The sequence below is a fragment of the Dactylosporangium sp. NPDC050588 genome (assembly GCF_040654975.1).
Taxonomy (GTDB): Bacteria; Actinomycetota; Actinomycetes; order Mycobacteriales; family Micromonosporaceae; genus Dactylosporangium; species Dactylosporangium maewongense.
The window spans coordinates 33493-51387 of record NZ_JBFAJA010000061.1; the positions used below are offsets into that span (position 1 = coordinate 33493).

The 17895-nt window shown below is 72.8% G+C and carries 18 protein-coding genes and 1 tRNA gene; 12 read left to right on the forward strand and 7 right to left on the reverse strand.

Translation table 11 applies throughout. The features are described 5' to 3' along the window. Positions 1–9 precede the first annotated feature (9 nt). The 5 genes from AB0I21_RS36115 to AB0I21_RS36135 form a co-directional block, all read right to left on the reverse strand. The gene (locus AB0I21_RS36115; protein ID WP_360567989.1) at positions 10–663 is read right to left on the reverse strand and encodes a response regulator transcription factor; all 654 of its coding nucleotides are present in this window, start codon (positions 661–663) and stop codon (positions 10–12) included. Next, positions 660–1790: a histidine kinase gene (locus AB0I21_RS36120; RefSeq protein ID WP_360567991.1), complete on the reverse strand. Its 1131-nt coding sequence runs from the start codon at positions 1788–1790 to the stop codon at positions 660–662. Before AB0I21_RS36120 ends, AB0I21_RS36115 begins: the two co-directional genes overlap by 4 nt. Continuing rightward, positions 1787–2590 (reverse strand): type II CAAX endopeptidase family protein, encoded by an 804-nt coding sequence (locus AB0I21_RS36125; protein ID WP_360567993.1) that lies wholly within the window; start codon positions 2588–2590, stop codon positions 1787–1789. Before AB0I21_RS36125 ends, AB0I21_RS36120 begins: the two co-directional genes overlap by 4 nt. Positions 2591–2785: 195 nt before the next feature. Beyond that, positions 2786–4945 (reverse strand): hypothetical protein, encoded by a 2160-nt coding sequence (locus AB0I21_RS36130; protein ID WP_360567995.1) that lies wholly within the window; start codon positions 4943–4945, stop codon positions 2786–2788. A 42-nt stretch (positions 4946–4987) separates the two neighbouring features. After that, positions 4988–5115 (reverse strand) — tRNA-OTHER (locus tag AB0I21_RS36135). 640 nt (positions 5116–5755) lie between these two features. On the opposite strand from AB0I21_RS36135, the gene AB0I21_RS36140 reads away from it, so the two are divergent. The 3 genes from AB0I21_RS36140 (at position 5756) to AB0I21_RS36150 (ending at position 7794) form a co-directional block, all read left to right on the forward strand. Beyond that, entirely contained in the window at positions 5756–6361 is a 606-nt protein-coding gene (locus AB0I21_RS36140; RefSeq protein WP_360567997.1) for a hypothetical protein, read from the forward strand. Between the two features lie 76 nt (positions 6362–6437). After that, complete coding sequence (locus AB0I21_RS36145; protein WP_360567999.1) at positions 6438–7193, forward strand: hypothetical protein; 756 nt, start codon at positions 6438–6440, stop codon at positions 7191–7193. A 94-nt stretch (positions 7194–7287) separates the two neighbouring features. After that, a complete protein-coding gene (locus AB0I21_RS36150) occupies positions 7288–7794 on the forward strand; it encodes a hypothetical protein (RefSeq protein ID WP_360568001.1) in 507 nt (168 codons plus the stop codon). A 70-nt stretch (positions 7795–7864) separates the two neighbouring features. Here the strand turns inward: AB0I21_RS36150 and AB0I21_RS36155 are convergent, their stop codons facing one another. Then, on the reverse strand, positions 7865–8875 hold the full coding sequence (locus AB0I21_RS36155; RefSeq protein WP_360568002.1) for a hypothetical protein: 1011 nt from the start codon (positions 8873–8875) through the stop codon (positions 7865–7867). 83 nt (positions 8876–8958) lie between these two features. Between AB0I21_RS36155 and AB0I21_RS36160 the strand changes: the two genes are divergently transcribed. The 9 genes from AB0I21_RS36160 (at position 8959) to AB0I21_RS36200 (ending at position 16914) form a co-directional block, all read left to right on the forward strand. Next, positions 8959–9513, forward strand: coding sequence for a hypothetical protein (locus AB0I21_RS36160; protein ID WP_360568004.1), 555 nt, complete (start codon positions 8959–8961; stop codon positions 9511–9513). 404 nt (positions 9514–9917) lie between these two features. Continuing rightward, the gene (locus tag AB0I21_RS36165) at positions 9918–11231 is read left to right on the forward strand and encodes a transcriptional regulator (protein ID WP_360568005.1); all 1314 of its coding nucleotides are present in this window, start codon (positions 9918–9920) and stop codon (positions 11229–11231) included. Between the two features lie 104 nt (positions 11232–11335). Further along, positions 11336–12859: an aldehyde dehydrogenase gene (adh, locus tag AB0I21_RS36170; RefSeq protein ID WP_360568007.1), complete on the forward strand. Its 1524-nt coding sequence runs from the start codon at positions 11336–11338 to the stop codon at positions 12857–12859. Positions 12860–12863: 4 nt separating this feature from the next. After that, on the forward strand, positions 12864–13244 hold the full coding sequence (locus AB0I21_RS36175; protein ID WP_344500057.1) for a DUF779 domain-containing protein: 381 nt from the start codon (positions 12864–12866) through the stop codon (positions 13242–13244). Between the two features lie 206 nt (positions 13245–13450). Next, a complete protein-coding gene (locus tag AB0I21_RS36180; protein ID WP_360568008.1) occupies positions 13451–13864 on the forward strand; it encodes a TOBE domain-containing protein in 414 nt (137 codons plus the stop codon). Continuing rightward, complete coding sequence (gene modA / locus AB0I21_RS36185; protein ID WP_360568009.1) at positions 13861–14673, forward strand: molybdate ABC transporter substrate-binding protein; 813 nt, start codon at positions 13861–13863, stop codon at positions 14671–14673. Before AB0I21_RS36180 ends, modA begins: the two co-directional genes overlap by 4 nt. An 18-nt stretch (positions 14674–14691) precedes the next feature. Further along, the gene (locus AB0I21_RS36190) at positions 14692–15516 is read left to right on the forward strand and encodes an ABC transporter permease (RefSeq protein WP_360568068.1); all 825 of its coding nucleotides are present in this window, start codon (positions 14692–14694) and stop codon (positions 15514–15516) included. Next, the gene (locus AB0I21_RS36195) at positions 15513–16574 is read left to right on the forward strand and encodes an ABC transporter ATP-binding protein (protein WP_360568011.1); all 1062 of its coding nucleotides are present in this window, start codon (positions 15513–15515) and stop codon (positions 16572–16574) included. The genes AB0I21_RS36190 and AB0I21_RS36195 overlap by 4 nt, the downstream gene beginning before the upstream one ends. Positions 16575–16671: 97 nt before the next feature. Further along, positions 16672–16914: a DUF4229 domain-containing protein gene (locus tag AB0I21_RS36200; RefSeq protein ID WP_360568012.1), complete on the forward strand. Its 243-nt coding sequence runs from the start codon at positions 16672–16674 to the stop codon at positions 16912–16914. Between the two features lie 30 nt (positions 16915–16944). Here the strand turns inward: AB0I21_RS36200 and AB0I21_RS36205 are convergent, their stop codons facing one another. Beyond that, entirely contained in the window at positions 16945–17865 is a 921-nt protein-coding gene (locus AB0I21_RS36205) for a cation diffusion facilitator family transporter (RefSeq protein ID WP_360568014.1), read from the reverse strand. Positions 17866–17895 lie beyond the last annotated feature (30 nt).

Sequence of the window (17895 nt, forward strand, 5' to 3'; positions counted from 1 at the left end):
GGCACGGGCTCAGGTCACCAGGCCGCGCCGGTACGCGTAGATGACCGCCTGCACCCGGTCGCGCAGGTCCAGCTTGGTAAGCAGCCGCGATACGTACGTCTTCACGGTCTCGGGGCTGATGACCAGCGCGGCGGCGATCTCGGCGTTGGTCAGCCCCTCGGCGATGAGCCGGAGCACCTCCAGCTCGCGCGGGGTGAGCGGCGCGCCGCCCGGGCCGTCGGCGGCGGGCCGGATCCGCGCGGCGTAGCGCCCGACGAGCTGCCGGGTCACCTCCGGGTCCAGCAGCGCGGCGCCGGCCGCCACGGTGCGGACGCCGTGCAGCAGCTGGGTGGTCGGCGCGTCCTTGAGCAGGAAGCCGCTCGCCCCGGCCCGGAGTGCCTCGTAGACGTACTCGTCGAGGTTGAACGTCGTCACCACCAGCACCTTCACTGGCTCGGCCACGCCGGCGCCGGCGAGCCGCCGGGTCGCCTCGATCCCGTCGAGGACGGGCATGCGCACGTCCATCACCACGACGTCCGGCCGCAGGCACTCCGCCAGGCCGACCGCCGCCCGGCCGTCGCCGCACTCCCCGACCACCTCCATGTCGGGCTGCGCGCCGAGGATGGTGACGAATCCCGTCCGTACGAGGGCCTGGTCGTCGGCGACCAGCACGCGGATCGTCACAGCGGGATCCGGGCGGTCGTGGTGAAGCCGCCGTCGGGCCGCGGCGCCGCGGTGAAGGTGCCGCCGAGGGCCCGGACGCGCTCGGCGAGGCCGCTCAGTCCGCGGCCGCCGTCGGTGGAGACCTCGACCGTGAGCTCGTCCGCGCCGTGATGCAGGTGCACGACGGTACGGCGGCCGTGGGCATGCTTCAGCGCGTTGGTCAGCGACTCCTGGACCACGCGGTGGGCGATGGCCTCGGGGTCGCCGGGCGTCTCCCGGGGCGTGCCGGACTCGGTGACCTCGACCGGCTGGCCGGCGCCGCGGGCCTGCTCGACCGGTGCGCGGAGGTCGGCCTGCCCGCCGTGGCCGGGGTCCAGGACGTCCAGGAGCCGGCGCAGGTCGGAGATGGCGCGGCGGCCCGTGCCGGCGACGGCGGTCAGCGACTCGTCCAGGCGGTCGGGCGCGGCGGTCAGGTACCGGGCCGCCTCGGCCTGCACGACCATCGCCGTCACGTGGTGGGTGACGACGTCGTGCAGGTCGCGGGCGATCCTGGCCCGCTCGGCGGCGCGGGTGCTCTCCGCGACGTGCCGGCGGCGCTCGGCCTCGGCGGCGCGGGTGACGCGCAGCCACGCGCCGATCCCCCACGCGAGCGCCACTGCGAGATAGAACGTGAGGTACCCGGTGACGCCCTCCGCCGAGCCCCGCCGGTCCAGGGCCACGGCGAGCGGCACGTACGCCACCGTCACCGCCACCGCCGTGAGCACCCGGACCCTTCTCCCGCGCCGTCCGGCGACCGCGGTGCCGTCCCCGCCGAGGTGGGCGCCCGCGCTCATCAGGGCGATGGGCAGGGCGGTGCCGGCGACGAGGTGGTAGCCGAGGAGCTGGTCGGCCGCGAACCCCGCCGCGACGAGTGCCAGGCACAGGGCCGGCCGGCGCCGCCGGAGCACCAGCGGCAGGCACTCGAGCGCGGCGACCGCGACGGCCCACCCGTCGAACGGGCGGGACGGCAGGTCCTCGGCGAGGCGCGTGCCGTAGCCGTGCAGCGCCGGCACGAGCGAGGCGGCGGCGAGCAGCAGCGCGAGCGGCAGGTCCCGGACCGTGACGTCGAGACCCGCCCACCGCTCCCGGAGCCGCTGGGCGTCGATCACCGGCCGAGCGTAGCGGCCGGGCGGCGGCTCCGGCGTGCCAGCACGCGGCCCCGGCGCCGGGCGAGGGTCATGAAGACCACGGTGGCCGCCACGCCGGCGACGACCGACGCCAGGCTCGCCTCGGGGCCGAACACGCCGCCGGACAGCAGCACCGGCCCGGACAGCGCGCCGTCGAGCAGCCCCTGCGCCGTGTCGTTGCCGGAGACCTCGGTGCCGAAGACGCCCGCCTCCGCGAAGTTCCACGCGAAGTGCAGGCCGATCGGCAGCCACAGGGTGCGGGTCGCGGCGTAGGCGGCGCCGAGCATGCCGCCCGCCTCGATCGCGATGGCGACCGCGCCCCACAGGCTGGCGTGCGGGTTGAGCAGATGCATGAGGCCGAAGAGCGCGCCGGTCAGGGCGAGGGCGGTCCAGGTGCCGGTGCGGGCCTCGACGACCCGGAACAGCACACCCCGGAAGATGAGCTCCTCGGTGACGGCGGCCGCGAGCATCAGGCCGAGCAGTGCGGCGGCGCCGGACAGCGATCCCCAGCCTTCGACGCGGTACCCGCCGAGGAGCGCGATCACGGCGATGACCGCGGTGAACAGTGCCGCACCCAGGACCGCACCGCGGCCGAACGCGACGGCCGCGCCCTCGCGGGGCAGGTCGGGCGACGGGCGGTGGCCGATCCGGACGTACACGACGAGGGCCAGGACCGCGGTGACGGTGCCGGCGAGGAGGGTGAGCCACGGGTTGCCGCCCATGACGAGGCTGCCGAGGAACGAGACCGCGAAGACGGCGGCGAGCTGCAGGAACGATCGCATGCAGTGAACGGTATGGATTCGCGCGAGGCAGCGCGTCACCGCGCGGTGGACACCTGACCGTAGCTCGCTCGGGGGACACGCGTGGGCGGCCGAGGAAAGCGTGGACGCTGAGATACCTGATCCTCCGCCTGCGCGGAGGTTCCCGATTCGAACGGAAACAGCAGGAAGCGCCCACATGGCCTCGGCCGCCGCCGCTTACGCGGGGATCAGCTCGTGGAGCCGGTTCACAGTGTAGGTCTCCGAACCGGCTGGCAGGCCCTCCGGTGCGTCGATGCCGATGAACGTGACGGGTTCGTCGGGGAGGCTGCCGTCCCAGGTGGTCACGTCGGCGCCGGCGCGCCACAGGTCCACGAGGTACGACACGGTGAGGTACCGGCGCTCCATCAGGGCCCGCACCCGGTCGGCCGTGGTGAACGTCTGCTCCTCGACCCGGTTGAACGACGGGCGGCCCTCCAGGTACAGGTGCAGCCACACCGCCTCCCAGCCGCGCTCACCGCGGGCGAACACCATCGGCAGGGCGATGCGGCCCTTGCCGCGCAGGTCCGAACGGGCCCGCACGGTCCGGGCGTCGAACGGGGCGCCGCGCTGGTCGAAGGTGCGGGTCTGGTAGCCGAACATCGACTCGGCGACCTGCTGGAACGACTCGCCCGAGTAGATGTGCACCTGCGGCACGACGTGCGGTGCGCCGATCGTCAGCGGCACGTCGATGAACTCGGTCGCGCCGTCCGGTGCGTCGGTGATGTCACCGGAGTGCACCACCCCCTCGTGGTGGTAGTTCGTCCACGACACCTGGCCGACGCTGTGGTACTCGTCATCGAGCAGCAGCACCGACAGGTCGAAGTCCGTGCGGAGGCTGGTCTGGCGCCAGTAGGTGAAGAAGCGCAGCAGCTCCCCCGCGACCGGCGCCCGCGAGCCGCGCGGCAGCACGCCGAAGCCGCCCTCCGCCGCCTTGCCCGACAGCGGCAGCGCGACGTCGAGCACGTCCGGGTCGACCAGCAGTGGCCGCGGCTGCCGCGGCAGGCGCGCCGCGATCCGCGCGTCGAGCAGCGCCGACAGCTCGGCGACCAGCCCCGCCGGCAGCGGCGGCCGCTCGTCCGGCCCGGTCCACGCGCGGCGCGACCGGTTCACGTACATGCGCGCCGACATGGGCGCCAGCCGGTTGCCGACATGCTCCCGCAGCGAGCACAGCACCCGCCCCGACGCCGAGCCGAGCGCACCCCTGACCGCGTCGACCACGACGCCCCGCTCCGCCGGCGAGGCGAGCCGCAGCAGCCGGTCCGCGGAGCGCAGCAGCAGGCCGGGCGCCGCCGACAGCACCGACGCCGCCGCGCCGGCGCCACCGGCACCGAACGCCGCCTCCGCACGGGCCGCCAGGTTGCGCACCCGCCGCTCGCCACGCGCGACCGCGAACACCGCCTGCGCGTGCGGCCACTGCTCGTGCTCGTGCGGGTGCAGCCGCTCGCCGAGCCGCTTCCACGGCTCGGCGTGCCGGGCGACGTCGCCGAGCCGGTCCTGGTCGGCGGCGACGACCCGGTCCAGCGCGGCCAGCAGGACGCGCCGCTCCGGGCGCCGGAAGGACCGGAACCGGGTGGGTGCCGCCAGCGAGACGTCCCCGCCGGAGACCTGGCAGGCGAGGCGCAGCACGTCGGTCGTGGTGTCCACGGCGACCAGCGGGCGGCCGAGCACCAGCCTGACCCCGTTGAGCACCGCCCGGTGCTCCCGCACCGGGATCACGTCCGGCTGCGTGCCGTCCATGCACGCGACCACGAGCTCGCCGAGGAGCGCGAGGTCCGCCTCCCCGAGCGGCGTCGTGCTGCCGGCCAGGGCCAGGTACAGCCGCTCCACCTCCACGCCGGCGGTGTCGCCGAGGTGCAGCAGCGTCAGCCGGTCACCGGCCGAGGCGATCAGCGCGTCGTGCGCGGCCAGCAGTTCCGCGTAGGTGTGCTGGTACGTGCCGTAACCCGGCAGGTCGAGCAGGTTCACCGCACCGGAGCGCGCCGCGTCGCGCAGCACCGCGTCGGAGGCCGTCCCGCCGCCGGCGAGCACCGCCGCGCGCAGCCGCTGCGTCCAGAACTCGACGGTGTCCGGCACGTCGTGCGGGAAGCCGATGAAGTACGCGTTGTGCTGGACGTGGTCGCCCACCAGCTCCCGTACCGCGGAGACCACCGTCGCGGCGAGGTCCATCGCCGGCCCGGGGGCGAGGCCACCGACGTGCTCCAGCAGCGCCCGCGACGCGGAGAACCCGGCGTCGAGCAGCGCCGCGTCCAGCTGCCGGGCCACCGCGGCACCGTCACCGGCCGCGCCGGTGCTCGCCGGCACGCGCAGCGTCCTGGAGATGAGCAGCTTCTCGAGCACGCGGCCCCCATTCGGTCAACAGCCGGCCGGAGCCGGCACGGGTGGGCCGCCGGGGACTCGAACCCCGAACCCTTCGATCCAACAAGGAGAAGGAAGCGCCTCCATGTCCGCTCGCGCGGGAAGCGGACGCGCTACTCAGTCGAATGCTCTCCCAGTTGAGCTAGCGACCCGTGCGCCGATCATCGCACCGGCCCGATCGGCGCGGCCATCGATTATCGCGCTTCTCGGCCCGGCCGCTGTACTCGGTATCGCCGGCGGCCTCGCCGCCATCTACACCTGCACGACCAACAACGACCAGACCTGGCACTCCCCCGCCGGCAGCTGCCATCCGACGTATCCGACGTACTGCATGTACGTGAACGGCGACAGCAGGTGCCTCGCCGTCAACGGGGGCAACATCTACAACGGATCACGCATCCTGGGCTTCCCCTGCACCGGGAGCCTGGATCAGTACTGGGCCCGGACCGGCGCCGGGGACAACCTGATGAACCTGAAGGGCGGGGTGTAGGGCGTCCGTCGCTGACACGAAGGTGGAGCGGATCAACCCGGTGACCGTCTTGCGGTACAGCTGCTGACCAGCGTGAACGCCACCAAGGTTTGTCCGACGTTGTTTGTCCGACGCCTGCGGCGCTATCGGTCAAGTCACGGATGATCCACGGTCTACCCAGCGAACATCCTCGGCCCATCCGGCACCCTGTGCCCAATTGGCGCGGGATCCGTTCGCCGTTCACGCCTGCCGAATCCGGTGGAGCGCGTTACGGCCGTCGCATCGGTGCAGCACCGTGGCGGCCACAGCACGGAAGGACGCACATGAGAAGCATCAGATCCGCAGCACGCCGCGTGGCGACCTCGGCGGCGGCCATCACGGCCGGTGTCGCGGCAAGCGCCGTCGGAGTATCACCGGCCATCGCAGCTCCCACTGTGTGCGAGCCCAACACTGTTTGGATCGACGTGGCGAGCTACACCAAGGAGGGCGAGGCCACCAAGTGGTCGGTCCACTACAAGAACGACTCGACACCGGAACACTTCGCATGGAGCACGACAAAGGTAGCCGAGGTCACGGCATCGGCGTCGTTCGGGGGCACACTGGGGGCCAATGCCAGTCTCAAGAAGATTGCGGAATTGACCCTCAGCACCACGACGAACTACGGGTTGCAGGGGGTCATTTCCGTGACCAGCACCTACACGCGCGACGTGTCATTCAGTACGCCAGGAAAGTGGGTCATCTACGCCGGACACTACTCGGGCGGCGGCAGCTATTCCGAGCGGCGGTGCAACAGCACTGGGACAGTGATATCGACCAATGGTTCAGGACGCGCCTTCACCTTCGACAAGGCGCGCGCCACAGGGTTGATCAACTGCGCGAATTCAGTCAGTGACCGGGTCGCTGCCGACGCAAAGACCAAGTGCGGCTGACGGCTCACCGTCATACGAACGGCCACGGGTGGCGCTCGCGCCCCACCCGTGGCCCCGCTCGACGAGAGGTGTACGGATGCGACCGATCCGCCAGGCCGCCGCGGTCGTCCTCACTGCGATCGTCCTTGCCGGCTGCGCCGCTCCCGCTTCCGCTCCGGAGCGTGATGGCGTCCGGGTGGTGCCGTCGCAGCCGGGGGCCGTGGCCTGCTACACCCCGGTGGATTATCCGGTGCCGCCGGTGCACGAACTGTTGAACAGCCTGCCGGTGCCAGGGCTCAGCATGGAGCATGCTCTTTCCGACTACCAACTGGTGGCAACGGGCCGGCCGTGCACCCAGGTGACGGCCGGAGTCGCGGAACCCGCGTGTGAACCAATGAGGGGATCTGACGAGCGCCTTACGGGTCGGCTGCTCTGGCGCTCGCTGGACGACCTGACCGGACAGCTTTTCGGGGAAGGTGTCACCAGATTCACCACAGCAGACTTGACCGGGATGTCACAGGACGGCCACGTGATCTTTCGGTACCGAATGACGGCAGTACGCTACCCCACCGCCGATCGGGCCGCAGCCGCGTCGCCGGTAAAGATCGTTGAGCGGTGCGAGGCGGGGGCTCAGCCGAATCCCGACTTCGCCGGCGCCAGGCGGCACACGCTCAGCCACGGCGACCAGCCGTATCTGGTGGTGCAGCAGGATGGAGCCGCACTCATCATGGTCGAGGGACGAATCAGCGCCGACATTTTCGATCCCGGCGCGTCTGCGTCCACCAGGACCGGGCTGCTTCCCGCTGCAGCGATGAATCAGATGGTCGCGTGGTACTCGCGGGTCACAGCTTGATCATCGGGGCCCGAGATCCATGCGATTCGGCATCGGGGTCGCCGTGCCGACGGGCCGTGGGAGCGGTTCGACCTCCTGCAGTAGACGAGGACCGATGCGGCGGAACCCCGGCGCCCGGATCGCGCCCCACCAGGGCATCGACGTGCGTGCGGGGTCCCGGGGGAAGGACCCCGCGACCTGGGTGTCGATGGTGACCGAGCACTTCCGGACGAACGTCAACGGCGGGCCGTGGGCGAGCGCGCAGGACATCGCCGACATCGGCAGCTACAACATCCTCATCGGCGAGAGCCCGTTCTACAAGACGGGCCAGGAGTCGTTCGAGTCGTCGCACCACATCTTCCACAAGGCGTTCCCGGGCGGCTTCTACTGGGAGGTCCTGGAGGTCCTCAGCCCGCCGCCGGTCGTCACGTTCAAGTGGCGGCACTGGGGCGCCTTCGAGGGCGAGTACCACGGCCACCAGCCCAACGGGCAGACGATCGAGATGTTCGGCATCAGCGTCGCGAAGGTCAGCGACGACCTGAAGCTCCTCGAGGTCGAGCACTACTACGACCCGAACCAGTTCCTCGGCAAGCTCACCGGCGGCTGCCCCGTCGCGCACTGACAGCACCGCCCGGCGGCGGCCACCCGGTTCGTCCCGGTGGCCGCCGTCCACAATGGACAGACTACGACCTTCAGGCGTTGCGGCCCGCGGCGTGCCGCTGCAGCGTCGACTCGGGCAGGCCGGACTCGGCGGCCAGCGCCCGCCACGTCGCGCCCTCCGCCCGCCGGTGCGCGGCGTACGCGGCGACCGACGTGAACCCGAACGGCGCGGCGGCGCTCGAGCTGCGGCTCGCGGCCCGGTGCCGTTTCGTCGCGTGCGGGACCGCGGCGATGCCGTGCCGCTCCATCGCGGCGAGGACCGACCAGCGCGTCACCCCGGCCTCGGCGGCGATCGCGGCGACCGTGCGGTGCTGCCGCAGATGGCGGTGGCGGAGGTACGCACCGACGTCGGTGTGACCGGCGGACCGGGCGGCCGGCAGCAGCCGGGCATCGCCGGGGTGGGCGCGGATCCGCGTGCGCTGCGCGGCGAGGTCGGGTGCGATCGCGGGCAGGTGCCGGGACAGCCAGTCCTTGTGCAGCCCGGCCTCGCGGCTGATCGCGGCCAGGCTCCGCCCGCCCGTGAGACGGTCGCGGACGTAGCCGGCGAAGGACTCGAACCCGAACTGGGCCGCGACCTTCGCGCCGACGTCGGACAGATGCTGCTCGGACCGCTGCCGGTTGCCTTCGGCGCGGGCCGCGGGGCGGATGGCCGACAGGGCCGCGAGGGTCTTCACGAGGCGCTCCTGCGGATGCGGCCGGCCCCGGGCAGCCTCGGCCGCGGCGACCGTCAGGACACCGCTGCGCGCCCGGACCCGGGCCGCCGCCTGCGCCCGCTGGACGGCCGGGTCGCGATGCTGGCGGGCCCGCAGCGCCTCCGCGCGCCGCTGCCGGGTCCGCCGCCCCGCCAGCGAGTTGCCGACCTCCAGGCCGAACGCGGCGATGTAGGCGGCCTTGGTCCAGCCGTGCACCCGCACGTGGCTGGCCACCGACAGGTACCAGCGACCGCACAGGTGGCAGCAGACACGGTCGCCGTTACCGTCGCTCAGCATCACGCCCACCGGCGCGTGGAACGGCGTGCCGTCGTCGAGGTGCCCCGCGATCACGCCGCGCCTCCCCTGGACTGGTAGTCGCAATGAGACTACCGAGGATGCGACGCGGACGGAACCCCGCGCCGTAGGCTGGCGCGATGGGTGAGCTGCCGCCGCTGTCCCTGGCCGACTGGATCGTGCTCACCGTCGTCGACGAGCAGCCCACGCACGGCTTCGCGATCGCCGCGCTCACCGCCGAGGACGGCGCGGTCGGCCGGGTGTGGCACATCCCGCGCCCGATCGTCTACCGCTGCCTGGACCGCCTCACCGGGCTCGCCCTGCTCCAGGTGGAGACCACGGAGGCGGGCAGCCGCGGCCCGCAACGCTCGATCCTCGCCACCACCCCGGCCGGATCGGCGGCGGTCGCCGAGTGGCTGCGCGAGCCGGTGCCCCACGTGCGTGACATGCGCTCGGCGCTGCTGGCGAAGCTGGCCCTGCTCACCCGCCGTGACGAGGACCCCTCCGGCCTGATCGCCGCGCAGCACGACATCCTGGCCCCGGTCCGCGACACCCTGCGGCGCCGGCACGCCGCCGCGACCGGCTTCGACCGGACCCTGCTCTTGTGGCGGCTGGAGAACGCCGAGGCCGCCGTGCGGTTCCTCGACGCGATCGGCCGGTCATCGCCCGCGCCGCCGCCGGACGACGCCGGCTGATCAAATGCGTTGCGCAAAGACCCGGGCCGGACCCGGCGGTCAGCCAGCGGCGCTCAGGTACACCCACGCCCGCACGGCGAGGCTCGGCTCTTCCCGCGAGGGGCCAGGATCGTTCCGGTCGCGCTGGCCGCGGACGGCGCCCGTGTCGTGCCCGGCGCCCGCTCCGGAGCCTCCGGGCCGCCGCGAGCGCCGATGCCCTGGCCGGGCTTGACGCCGGCTGGACCGCCGGAGCCGCCGCGCCGCTCCTGCGGCTCCCGTAACGCCGCGCACCTGCGAGGGCCGGCGACGGCCGTCCCGTGCACCTGCGGGGAAGGTTGCGCTGGTCCCGCGGCGCATGCACTCTTGGTGGACGAGTCTGGCGGCGACCTGCGGTCCTGCCGGATGGCACGCCGAGGCGGGAGCTGATGGGAAACGCGTGGCTCGCCGACGTCGGCGCGGACCCGCAGCGGCGGGCCCGTGAGATCGCGGCCGCCCACGAGCGGTTCCTGTCCACGCAGGCCCTCGCAGGGATCGACCCGGGGCTGCGGGACGTCGTGGCCAGGTCCTGGCAACGGTCGTCGGCCGCGCGGGTCGGCCAGGACGCGAGCCCGCCGGTCCTGCTCGCCGACGACGACCTGTCCGCGTACCGGGCGGCACACCCGCTCTCCCGCGTCATCGGCGTGCTGCGGCAGCTCGTCGGCGACACGGCGGACGACGGCGACTACCTCATGGCGGTGTCCGACGCCGCGGGCCAGCTGCTGTGGGTGGAGGGCCACCGGGTCGCCAGGGCCCGCGCCGAGCGGATGAACTTCGTCGAGGGCGCCCGGTGGGACGAGCCGCACGCCGGCACCAACGCCCCCGGCACCGCGCTGGCGCTCGACCACGAGGTGCAGATCTTCGCCACCGAGCACTACCTGTCGTCGGTGCAGGCGTGGACGTGCTCGGCCGCGCCGATCCACGACCCGGTCTCCGGGCAGGTGCTGGGCGTCATCGACATCACCGGCGGGCACGGCGTGGCCAACCCGCTGAGCCTGGCCCTGGTGCGCTCGGCGGCCCGCGCCTCCGAGGCCGAGCTCGCCCGCCAGCTGTCACGCCCTCCCGCCGGCTCCCGACCAGTGCTCGAACCTCCGGGGCTGTGGACACCCGCCGCCGGGCCGTCGGTGCGCCTGTCAGCGCTCGGCGGCAACGACGGCACCCTGCACGTCGACGGGCGGACGATCCGGCTGCAGCGCCGCCACACCGAGATCCTGATCATGCTGGTGCTGCACCCGGACGGGCTGACCGGCGAGCAGTTGCTGAGCGCCCTGTACGACGACCAGGCGAACCCGGCCACCGTGCGGGTGGAGCTGAACCGGCTCCGGCACGTCGTCGGCGACCTGCTCGCATCCCGCCCGTACCGGCTGCGCGGAAGCATCGGGGCGGACTTCGCCGACGTGGCGGCGGCGCTGCGCGGCGACCACCTCGCCCGGGCCCTCGCCGGCTACCCCGGGCCGTTGCTGCCGACGTCGGAGGCGCCCGGGGTGGCCCGGCAGCGGCAGTGGCTGCACACCCAGCTCCGCTCGGCGGTGCTCGCCTCGTTCGACGCCGGGCTCGTGCGGGCCTGGGCCGACCGGAGCGGCTTCGACGACCTCGAGGTGTGGGAGCGTCTCGCCGCCGTCGCGCCGCACCGCTCGGCGCACCGCGGTGTGGCCAACGCCCGCGTGCGGCAGCTCCGCGCCGAGTACGGGCTGGGCCGCTGAGCGAGCGCCGACGCTACATTCATGTAACGTCCGCGAAACTACCGTGCCCGTCACGGCCCAACCGTCCAACGACGGACGGCGGCAGCTGACGGAAGGTCACCACGATGACCGACTTCGCCGCGCCCGGCACGTCCGGCGCGAAGATGCACTACGAGCCGCGCTACGACAACTGGATCGGCGGGCAGTTCGTGCCGCCGGTCAAGGGGCAGTACTTCGAGAACCCCACCCCGGTGACCGGTCAGACGTTCACCGAGATCGCCCGCGGCACCGCCGACGACGTCGAGCTCGCCCTCGACGCCGCCCACGGCGCGGCGCCCGCCTGGGGCCGGACCTCGGCCGGCGACCGGGCGAACATCCTCAACAAGATCGCCGACCGGATGGAGGCGAACCTCGAGGCCCTCGCCGTCGCCGAGACCTGGGAGAACGGCAAGCCGATCCGGGAGACCCTCGCCGCCGACATCCCCCTGGCGATCGACCACTTCCGGTACTTCGCCGGCGCCATCCGGGCCCAGGAGGGGTCGCTGTCGGAGCTGGACGACGACACCGTCGCGTACCACTTCCACGAGCCGCTCGGCGTCGTCGCCCAGATCATCCCGTGGAACTTCCCGATCCTCATGGCGACCTGGAAGCTCGCGCCCGCCCTCGCGGCCGGCAACGCCGTCGTGCTCAAGCCCGCCGAGCAGACCCCCGCCTCGATCCACTACCTGATGAGCCTCATCGGCGACCTGCTCCCGCCGGGCGTCGTCAACATCGTCAACGGGTTCGGCGTCGAGGCCGGCAAGCCCCTCGCATCCAGCGCCCGGGTCGCGAAGGTCGCGTTCACCGGCGAGACGACCACCGGGCGGCTGATCATGCAGTACGCCAGCGAGAACATCAAACCGGTCACACTGGAGCTCGGCGGCAAGAGCCCCAACATCTTCTTCGACGACGTCAGCGCCGCCCGGGACGACTTCTACGACAAGGCCCTCGAAGGCTTCACGATGTTCGCCCTCAACCAGGGCGAGGTCTGCACCTGCCCGTCCCGTGCGCTGATCCAGCAGGGTCATTACGACCGGTTCCTGCACGACGCCGTCGCCCGCACCGAGCAGATCGTGCAGGGCCACCCCCTCGACCTGGCCACCATGATCGGTGCGCAGGCGTCCAACGACCAGCTCGAGAAGATCCTGTCGTACCTCGACATCGGCCGGCAGGAGGGCGCCAAGGTCCTCACCGGCGGCGCGCGGGCCGACCTCGGCGGCGAGCTCGCCGGCGGGTACTACGTGCAGCCGACGATCTTCCAGGGCAACAACGCGATGCGCATCTTCCAGGAGGAGATCTTCGGGCCGGTCGTGTCGGTCGCGCCGTTCGCCGACTTCGACGACGCCATCAAGATCGCCAACGACACGCTGTACGGGCTGGGCGCCGGCGTCTGGACCCGCGACGGCTCCAGGGCCTACCGGGCCGGCCGCGCCATCCAGGCCGGTCGCGTGTGGACCAACTGCTACCACGCGTACCCCGCGCATGCCGCCTTCGGCGGCTACAAGGGCTCGGGCATCGGCCGGGAGAACCACAAGATGATGCTGGATCATTACCAGCAGACCAAGAACCTCCTGGTGAGCTACTCCCCCAAGAAGCTCGGCTTCTTCTGAGCCGATGGCCGAGATGTCACGCGTCGCGGTCACCGACGCCGCGGCCGAGCTGTTGCGCAAGCTGTACGCGGCCAACGGGCCGCTGATGTTCCACCAGAGCGGCGGCTGCTGCGACGGCAGCTCCCCCATGTGTTACGTCGACGGTGAGTTCCGCACCGGCGGGTCGGACGTGCTGCTGCAGGAGCTGCGGATCGACGGCGTCCCGGAGCCGGTGACGTTCTGGATGTCCGCGGCGCAGTTCGAGGCGTGGCGGCACACCCACCTCACCGTCGACGTGGTTAAAGGCCGCGGCGGCGGGTTCTCCCTGGAGGCTCCCGAGGGCGTCCGCTTCCTGATCCGGTCGCGGCTGCTCACCGCCGAGGAGAACGCCGTGTTCAACCCGTAGACGGCCCCGCCCAGCCCCGCCCCGGCCAGCCCGGGGCGGGGCTTTTCGGTCCCGCGTCCGGCGCCGGCCAGGAACCCGTCGTGCCTGGTCACCGCCGGCCGCTCATGGCTCCGGTGCGCAGATGCGGGGCTGATGAGACCAGGCTGTCGAAGACGCGAGCCTGGAGGCCGATTTGCTGCTGCACATGCGACAGCTAGGGTGTGCCGGTGACAGTGTTCCGGATCAGTGAAGCGGCCGAGCTGCTGGGCGTGAGCGCGGACACCGTCCGGCGCTGGGTCGACGCGGGCCGGCTGACCGCCGGCCGGGACGAGCACGGCCACCGGCTCATCGACGGCCTCGATCTCGCCGAGTTCGTCCGCACCGAGGGCACCGACACCGGTGCGTCCTCGGCGCGCAACCGGCTGCGCGGGATCGTCACCGCCGTCGTCAAGGACACGGTGATGGCGCAGGTCGACATCCAGGCCGGCCCGTTCCGGATCGTGTCGCTAATGAGCCGGGAAGCCGTCGACGAGCTCGACCTGCAGGTCGGCTCGGTGGCCATCGCAGTGATCAAGTCGACCACGGTCGTGGTGGAGCGCTCCACCCCGGCCGTCGCGAACAAGGGGAGGACCAGCTCGTGACATCCCGTTGGATCCGCACCAGCCTGGCCGCGTTCGCGGCCTTGACCGTCGTGGGGATCAGCGCCTGCGCCGACGACACGAAGACCGCCGCCCCGCAGCCGTCCACCGGCGGCGCCAGCCGCGCCGCCGCGGTCACCGGCGACATCACCGTGTTCGCGGCCGCCTCGCTGACCGAGTCGTTCAAGACCATCAGCAAGGACTTCGAGACCGCCAACCCCGGCACGAAGGTCACCTTCAACTTCGCGGGCAGCTCCGCCCTCGCCACGCAGATCAACCAGGGCGCGCCCGCGGACGTGTTCGCCTCCGCCGCGCCGGCGAACATGAAGACCGTCACCGACGCCGGCGGCGGCGAGGGCACGGCCACCACCTTCGTGAAGAACCAGCTCGTCATCGCGGTGCCGAAGGGCAACCCGAAGGCGATCAAGGGCCTCGCCGACCTGACGAAGCCCGGCGTGAAGGTCGCCCTGTGCGCCGAGCAGGTGCCGTGCGGCGCCGCCGCGAAGAAGGCCCTCGACGCCGCCACCGTGAAGCTCACCCCGGTGACCCTCGAGCAGGACGTGAAGGCCGCCCTGTCGAAGGTGAAGCTCGGCGAGGTCGACGCGGCCCTGGTGTACCGGACCGACGCCAAGACCGCCGCGGCGGACGTCGAGGGCGTCGAGTTCCCCGAGTCCGCCGGTGCGATCAACGACTACCCGATCATCGTGCTGAAGAAGGCCAAGAACCCGGCCGGCGCGCAGGCGTTCGTCGCCTACGTCCTGTCCGACAAGGGCAAGGCCGTGCTCACGGGCGCCGGCTTCCAGGCCCCGTAAACTCCGGCGATGCCGATCATGGACTCCGCGAAGGCGGCGCGACCAGCGGTCGCGCCGCCCCGGCGGCAGCGGATCCCGGCCGGGCTGCTCCTGCCTGCCGGGCTCGGCCTGCTGTTCCTCACGGTCCCGCTGATCGGCCTGCTGATCCGCGCACCCTGGACCACGCTGCCGCAGCGGCTCACCGAGCCGGGCGTGCTCACCGCGCTGCGGCTGTCGCTGCAGTGCGCCACCCTCGCCACGCTGGTCTGCGTGCTCCTCGGCGTGCCCCTCGCCTGGCTCCTCGCCCGCATCGAGTTCCCCGGCCGGCGCCTCGTCCGGGCGCTCGTCACCGTCCCGCTCGTGCTGCCGCCCGTCGTCGGCGGCGTGGCGCTGCTGCTCGTCTTCGGCCGCCGCGGGCTGCTCGGCGAGTGGCTCGACACGACGTTCGGCATCACGTTCCCGTTCACCACCACCGGGGTCGTCATCGCCGAGTCGTTCGTGGCGATGCCGTTCCTCATCATCGCCGTCGAAGGCGCGCTGCGCGGCGCCGACAGCCGCTACGAGGAGGCCGCCGCCACCCTCGGCGCCGGCCGCTGGACCACGTTCACGCACGTGACGCTGCCGCTCGTCGCGCCCGGCATCGCCGCCGGCGCGGTGCTGTGCTGGGCCCGGGCGCTCGGCGAGTTCGGCGCCACCATCACCTTCGCCGGCAACTTCCCCGGCACGACCCAGACGATGCCGCTCGCCGTCTACCTCGCCCTGGAGACCGACCTGGACGCCGCGATCGTGCTGAGCCTGATCCTGCTCACCGTCTCCGTCGCCATCCTCGCCGGCCTCCGCGACCGCTGGATCACCAGCCCATGACCGGCGCCTTCGTCGACGCGCACCTCGTCGTGGACCGGGGCACGTTCCGGCTCGACGTCGCCCTGCGGATCGACCCGGGGCAGGTCGTCGCGGTGCTCGGCCCCAACGGTGCCGGCAAGACCACCGCGCTGCGCGCCCTCGCCGGTCTCCAGCCCCTCACGACCGGGCACGTCACCGTCGACGGCGCCGACCTCGACCGGCCCGACCGGCGCCGCTTCACCCCGCCGGAGCGCCGCCCGATCGGCGTCGTCTTCCAGGACTACCTGCTGTTCCCGCACCTGACCGCGCTCGACAACGTCGCGTTCGGCCCGCGCCGGCACGGCGTCGACCGGCGCACCGCCCGCGAGCAGGCCGCCGCCTGGCTCGCCCGGGTCGGGCTGGCCGAGCACGCAAAACGCAAACCCCGCCAGCTCTCCGGCGGGCAGGCCCAGCGGGTCGCCCTGGCCCGCGCCCTCGCCGTGCACCCGGCGCTGCTGCTGCTCGACGAGCCCCTCGCCGCCCTCGACGCCCGCACCAGGCTCGACACCCGCGCCGAGCTGCAACGGCACCTCGCCGAGCACGCCGGCGCCGCGCTGCTCGTCACCCACGACCCGCTCGACGCGCTCGTCCTCGCCGACCGGCTCGTCATCGTCGAGGACGGCCACGTCGTGCAGGAAGGCGACGCGGCCACCATCACCGCCCGGCCACGCACCGACTACGTCGCCCGGCTCGTCGGCCTCAACCTGTACCGCGGCCGCGCCGACGGCCACACCGTCCACCTCCCCGGTGGGTTCGACCTCGCCACCACCGACCGGCTCGACGGCGACGCGTTCGTCGTGTTCCGGCCCTCCGCGGTCGCGCTGCACCCGCACCAGCCCGACGGCAGCCCCCGTAACACGTGGAGCGCGACCGTCGCCGGCATCCAACGCCACGGCGACAACCTGCGGATCCAGCTCGCCGGGCCGATCACCGCCGCGGCCGACGTCACCCCGGCCGCCGCCGCGCACCTGAGCCTGGCTCCGGGCCAGCAGCTGTGGGCCGCGGTCAAGGCCACCGAGACGCACGCCTACCCGGGCTGAGCCGCTTGGCACCTGACCTGATGCCGAGGCGACCACTGGCTCTGACCGGAAGGCCGGCATACGGCCGTACATAGTAGAACGGCGCTACAGTCGTCGGATGGGCTCCGTAGCAAAGCTGCTCGCCGCGCGACTCGTGCTGTTCGTCGCCGCGGCCGGCGTGATGTTTGTGCTGCCGATCGCCCTCGACCCGGCGTTCAAGCTCGCCATCGCGCTCGTCGTGAGCATGATCCTGTCGGCCTTCCTGCTCCGCCGCCTCCGCGCCGACGTGACCGCCGACGTGCAGGACCGCGTCCAGCGCAGGCAGGAGCGCAGGAGCGGCTCCGACCGGCCGGCCGGGTAGGGCTTTGCGCAGCGGCCGGCACGCGCCCCGCTACGGATGGGTGGGGTGCTCGTGGCCGGCGTGTCCGGCCGGCTCCAGCTGGAACGTCGAGTGGTCCACGTCGAAGCGCCCGGCCACGCAGGCCTGCAGAGCGTCGAGCAGTTGTGGGGCGTGCCCGTCCTGGAAGCATTCGTCGCGGACGACGACGTGGGCGCTGAGCACCGGCAGGCCTGACGTGACGGCGTGGACGTGCAGGTCGTGCACGTCCAGGACGTGGTCGAGCCCGGTGACGTGGTGGCGGACCTGGTCCAGGTCGATGCCGGACGGTGTCGCTTCGAGGAGCACGTTGACCGCCTCGCGCAGCAGCCGGACCGCCCGTGGGGCGATGACGAGGCCGATGAGCACCGACACGATGGCGTCGGCGCGGTCGAACCCGGTCGCCGCGATCACCCCAGCAGCGACGAGGACGCCGACTGAGGTGGCGGCGTCGGTGGCGACCTCGAGGAACGCGCCGCGCATGTTGAGGCTGGCGTTGCGGGCCCGCCACAGCAGGGCGACGCCGACGAGGTTGCCGGCCAGGCCGATGAACCCGAACAGCGCCATGCCGCCCGGTTCGACGGTGGACGGCTCGACCAGCCGGCGGACGCCCTCGACGAACACGTAGACGCTCATCCCGGCGAGGACCAGGCCGTTGACGGCGGCGGCGAGGATCTCCGCGCGGGCCCACCCGAACGTGCGGCGGCCCGTCGCCGGGCGGGCGGCGAGCACCGTCGCGCCGAGGGCCAGGGCCACCCCACCCGCGTCGGCGAGGACGTGCCCGGCGTCGGCGAACAGCGCGAGACTGCCGGTGACCAGCGCCCCGACGACCTCGACGGCGAAGATCGCCACCGAGACGGCGAGCGCCCCGGCAAGCGCGCCACGGTGCCGGCCGGTCGCCGTGACCTGGTGGTCGTGATCGTGTCCGTGGCCCATCACATCACTCTCCCGCGACACATGTTCACA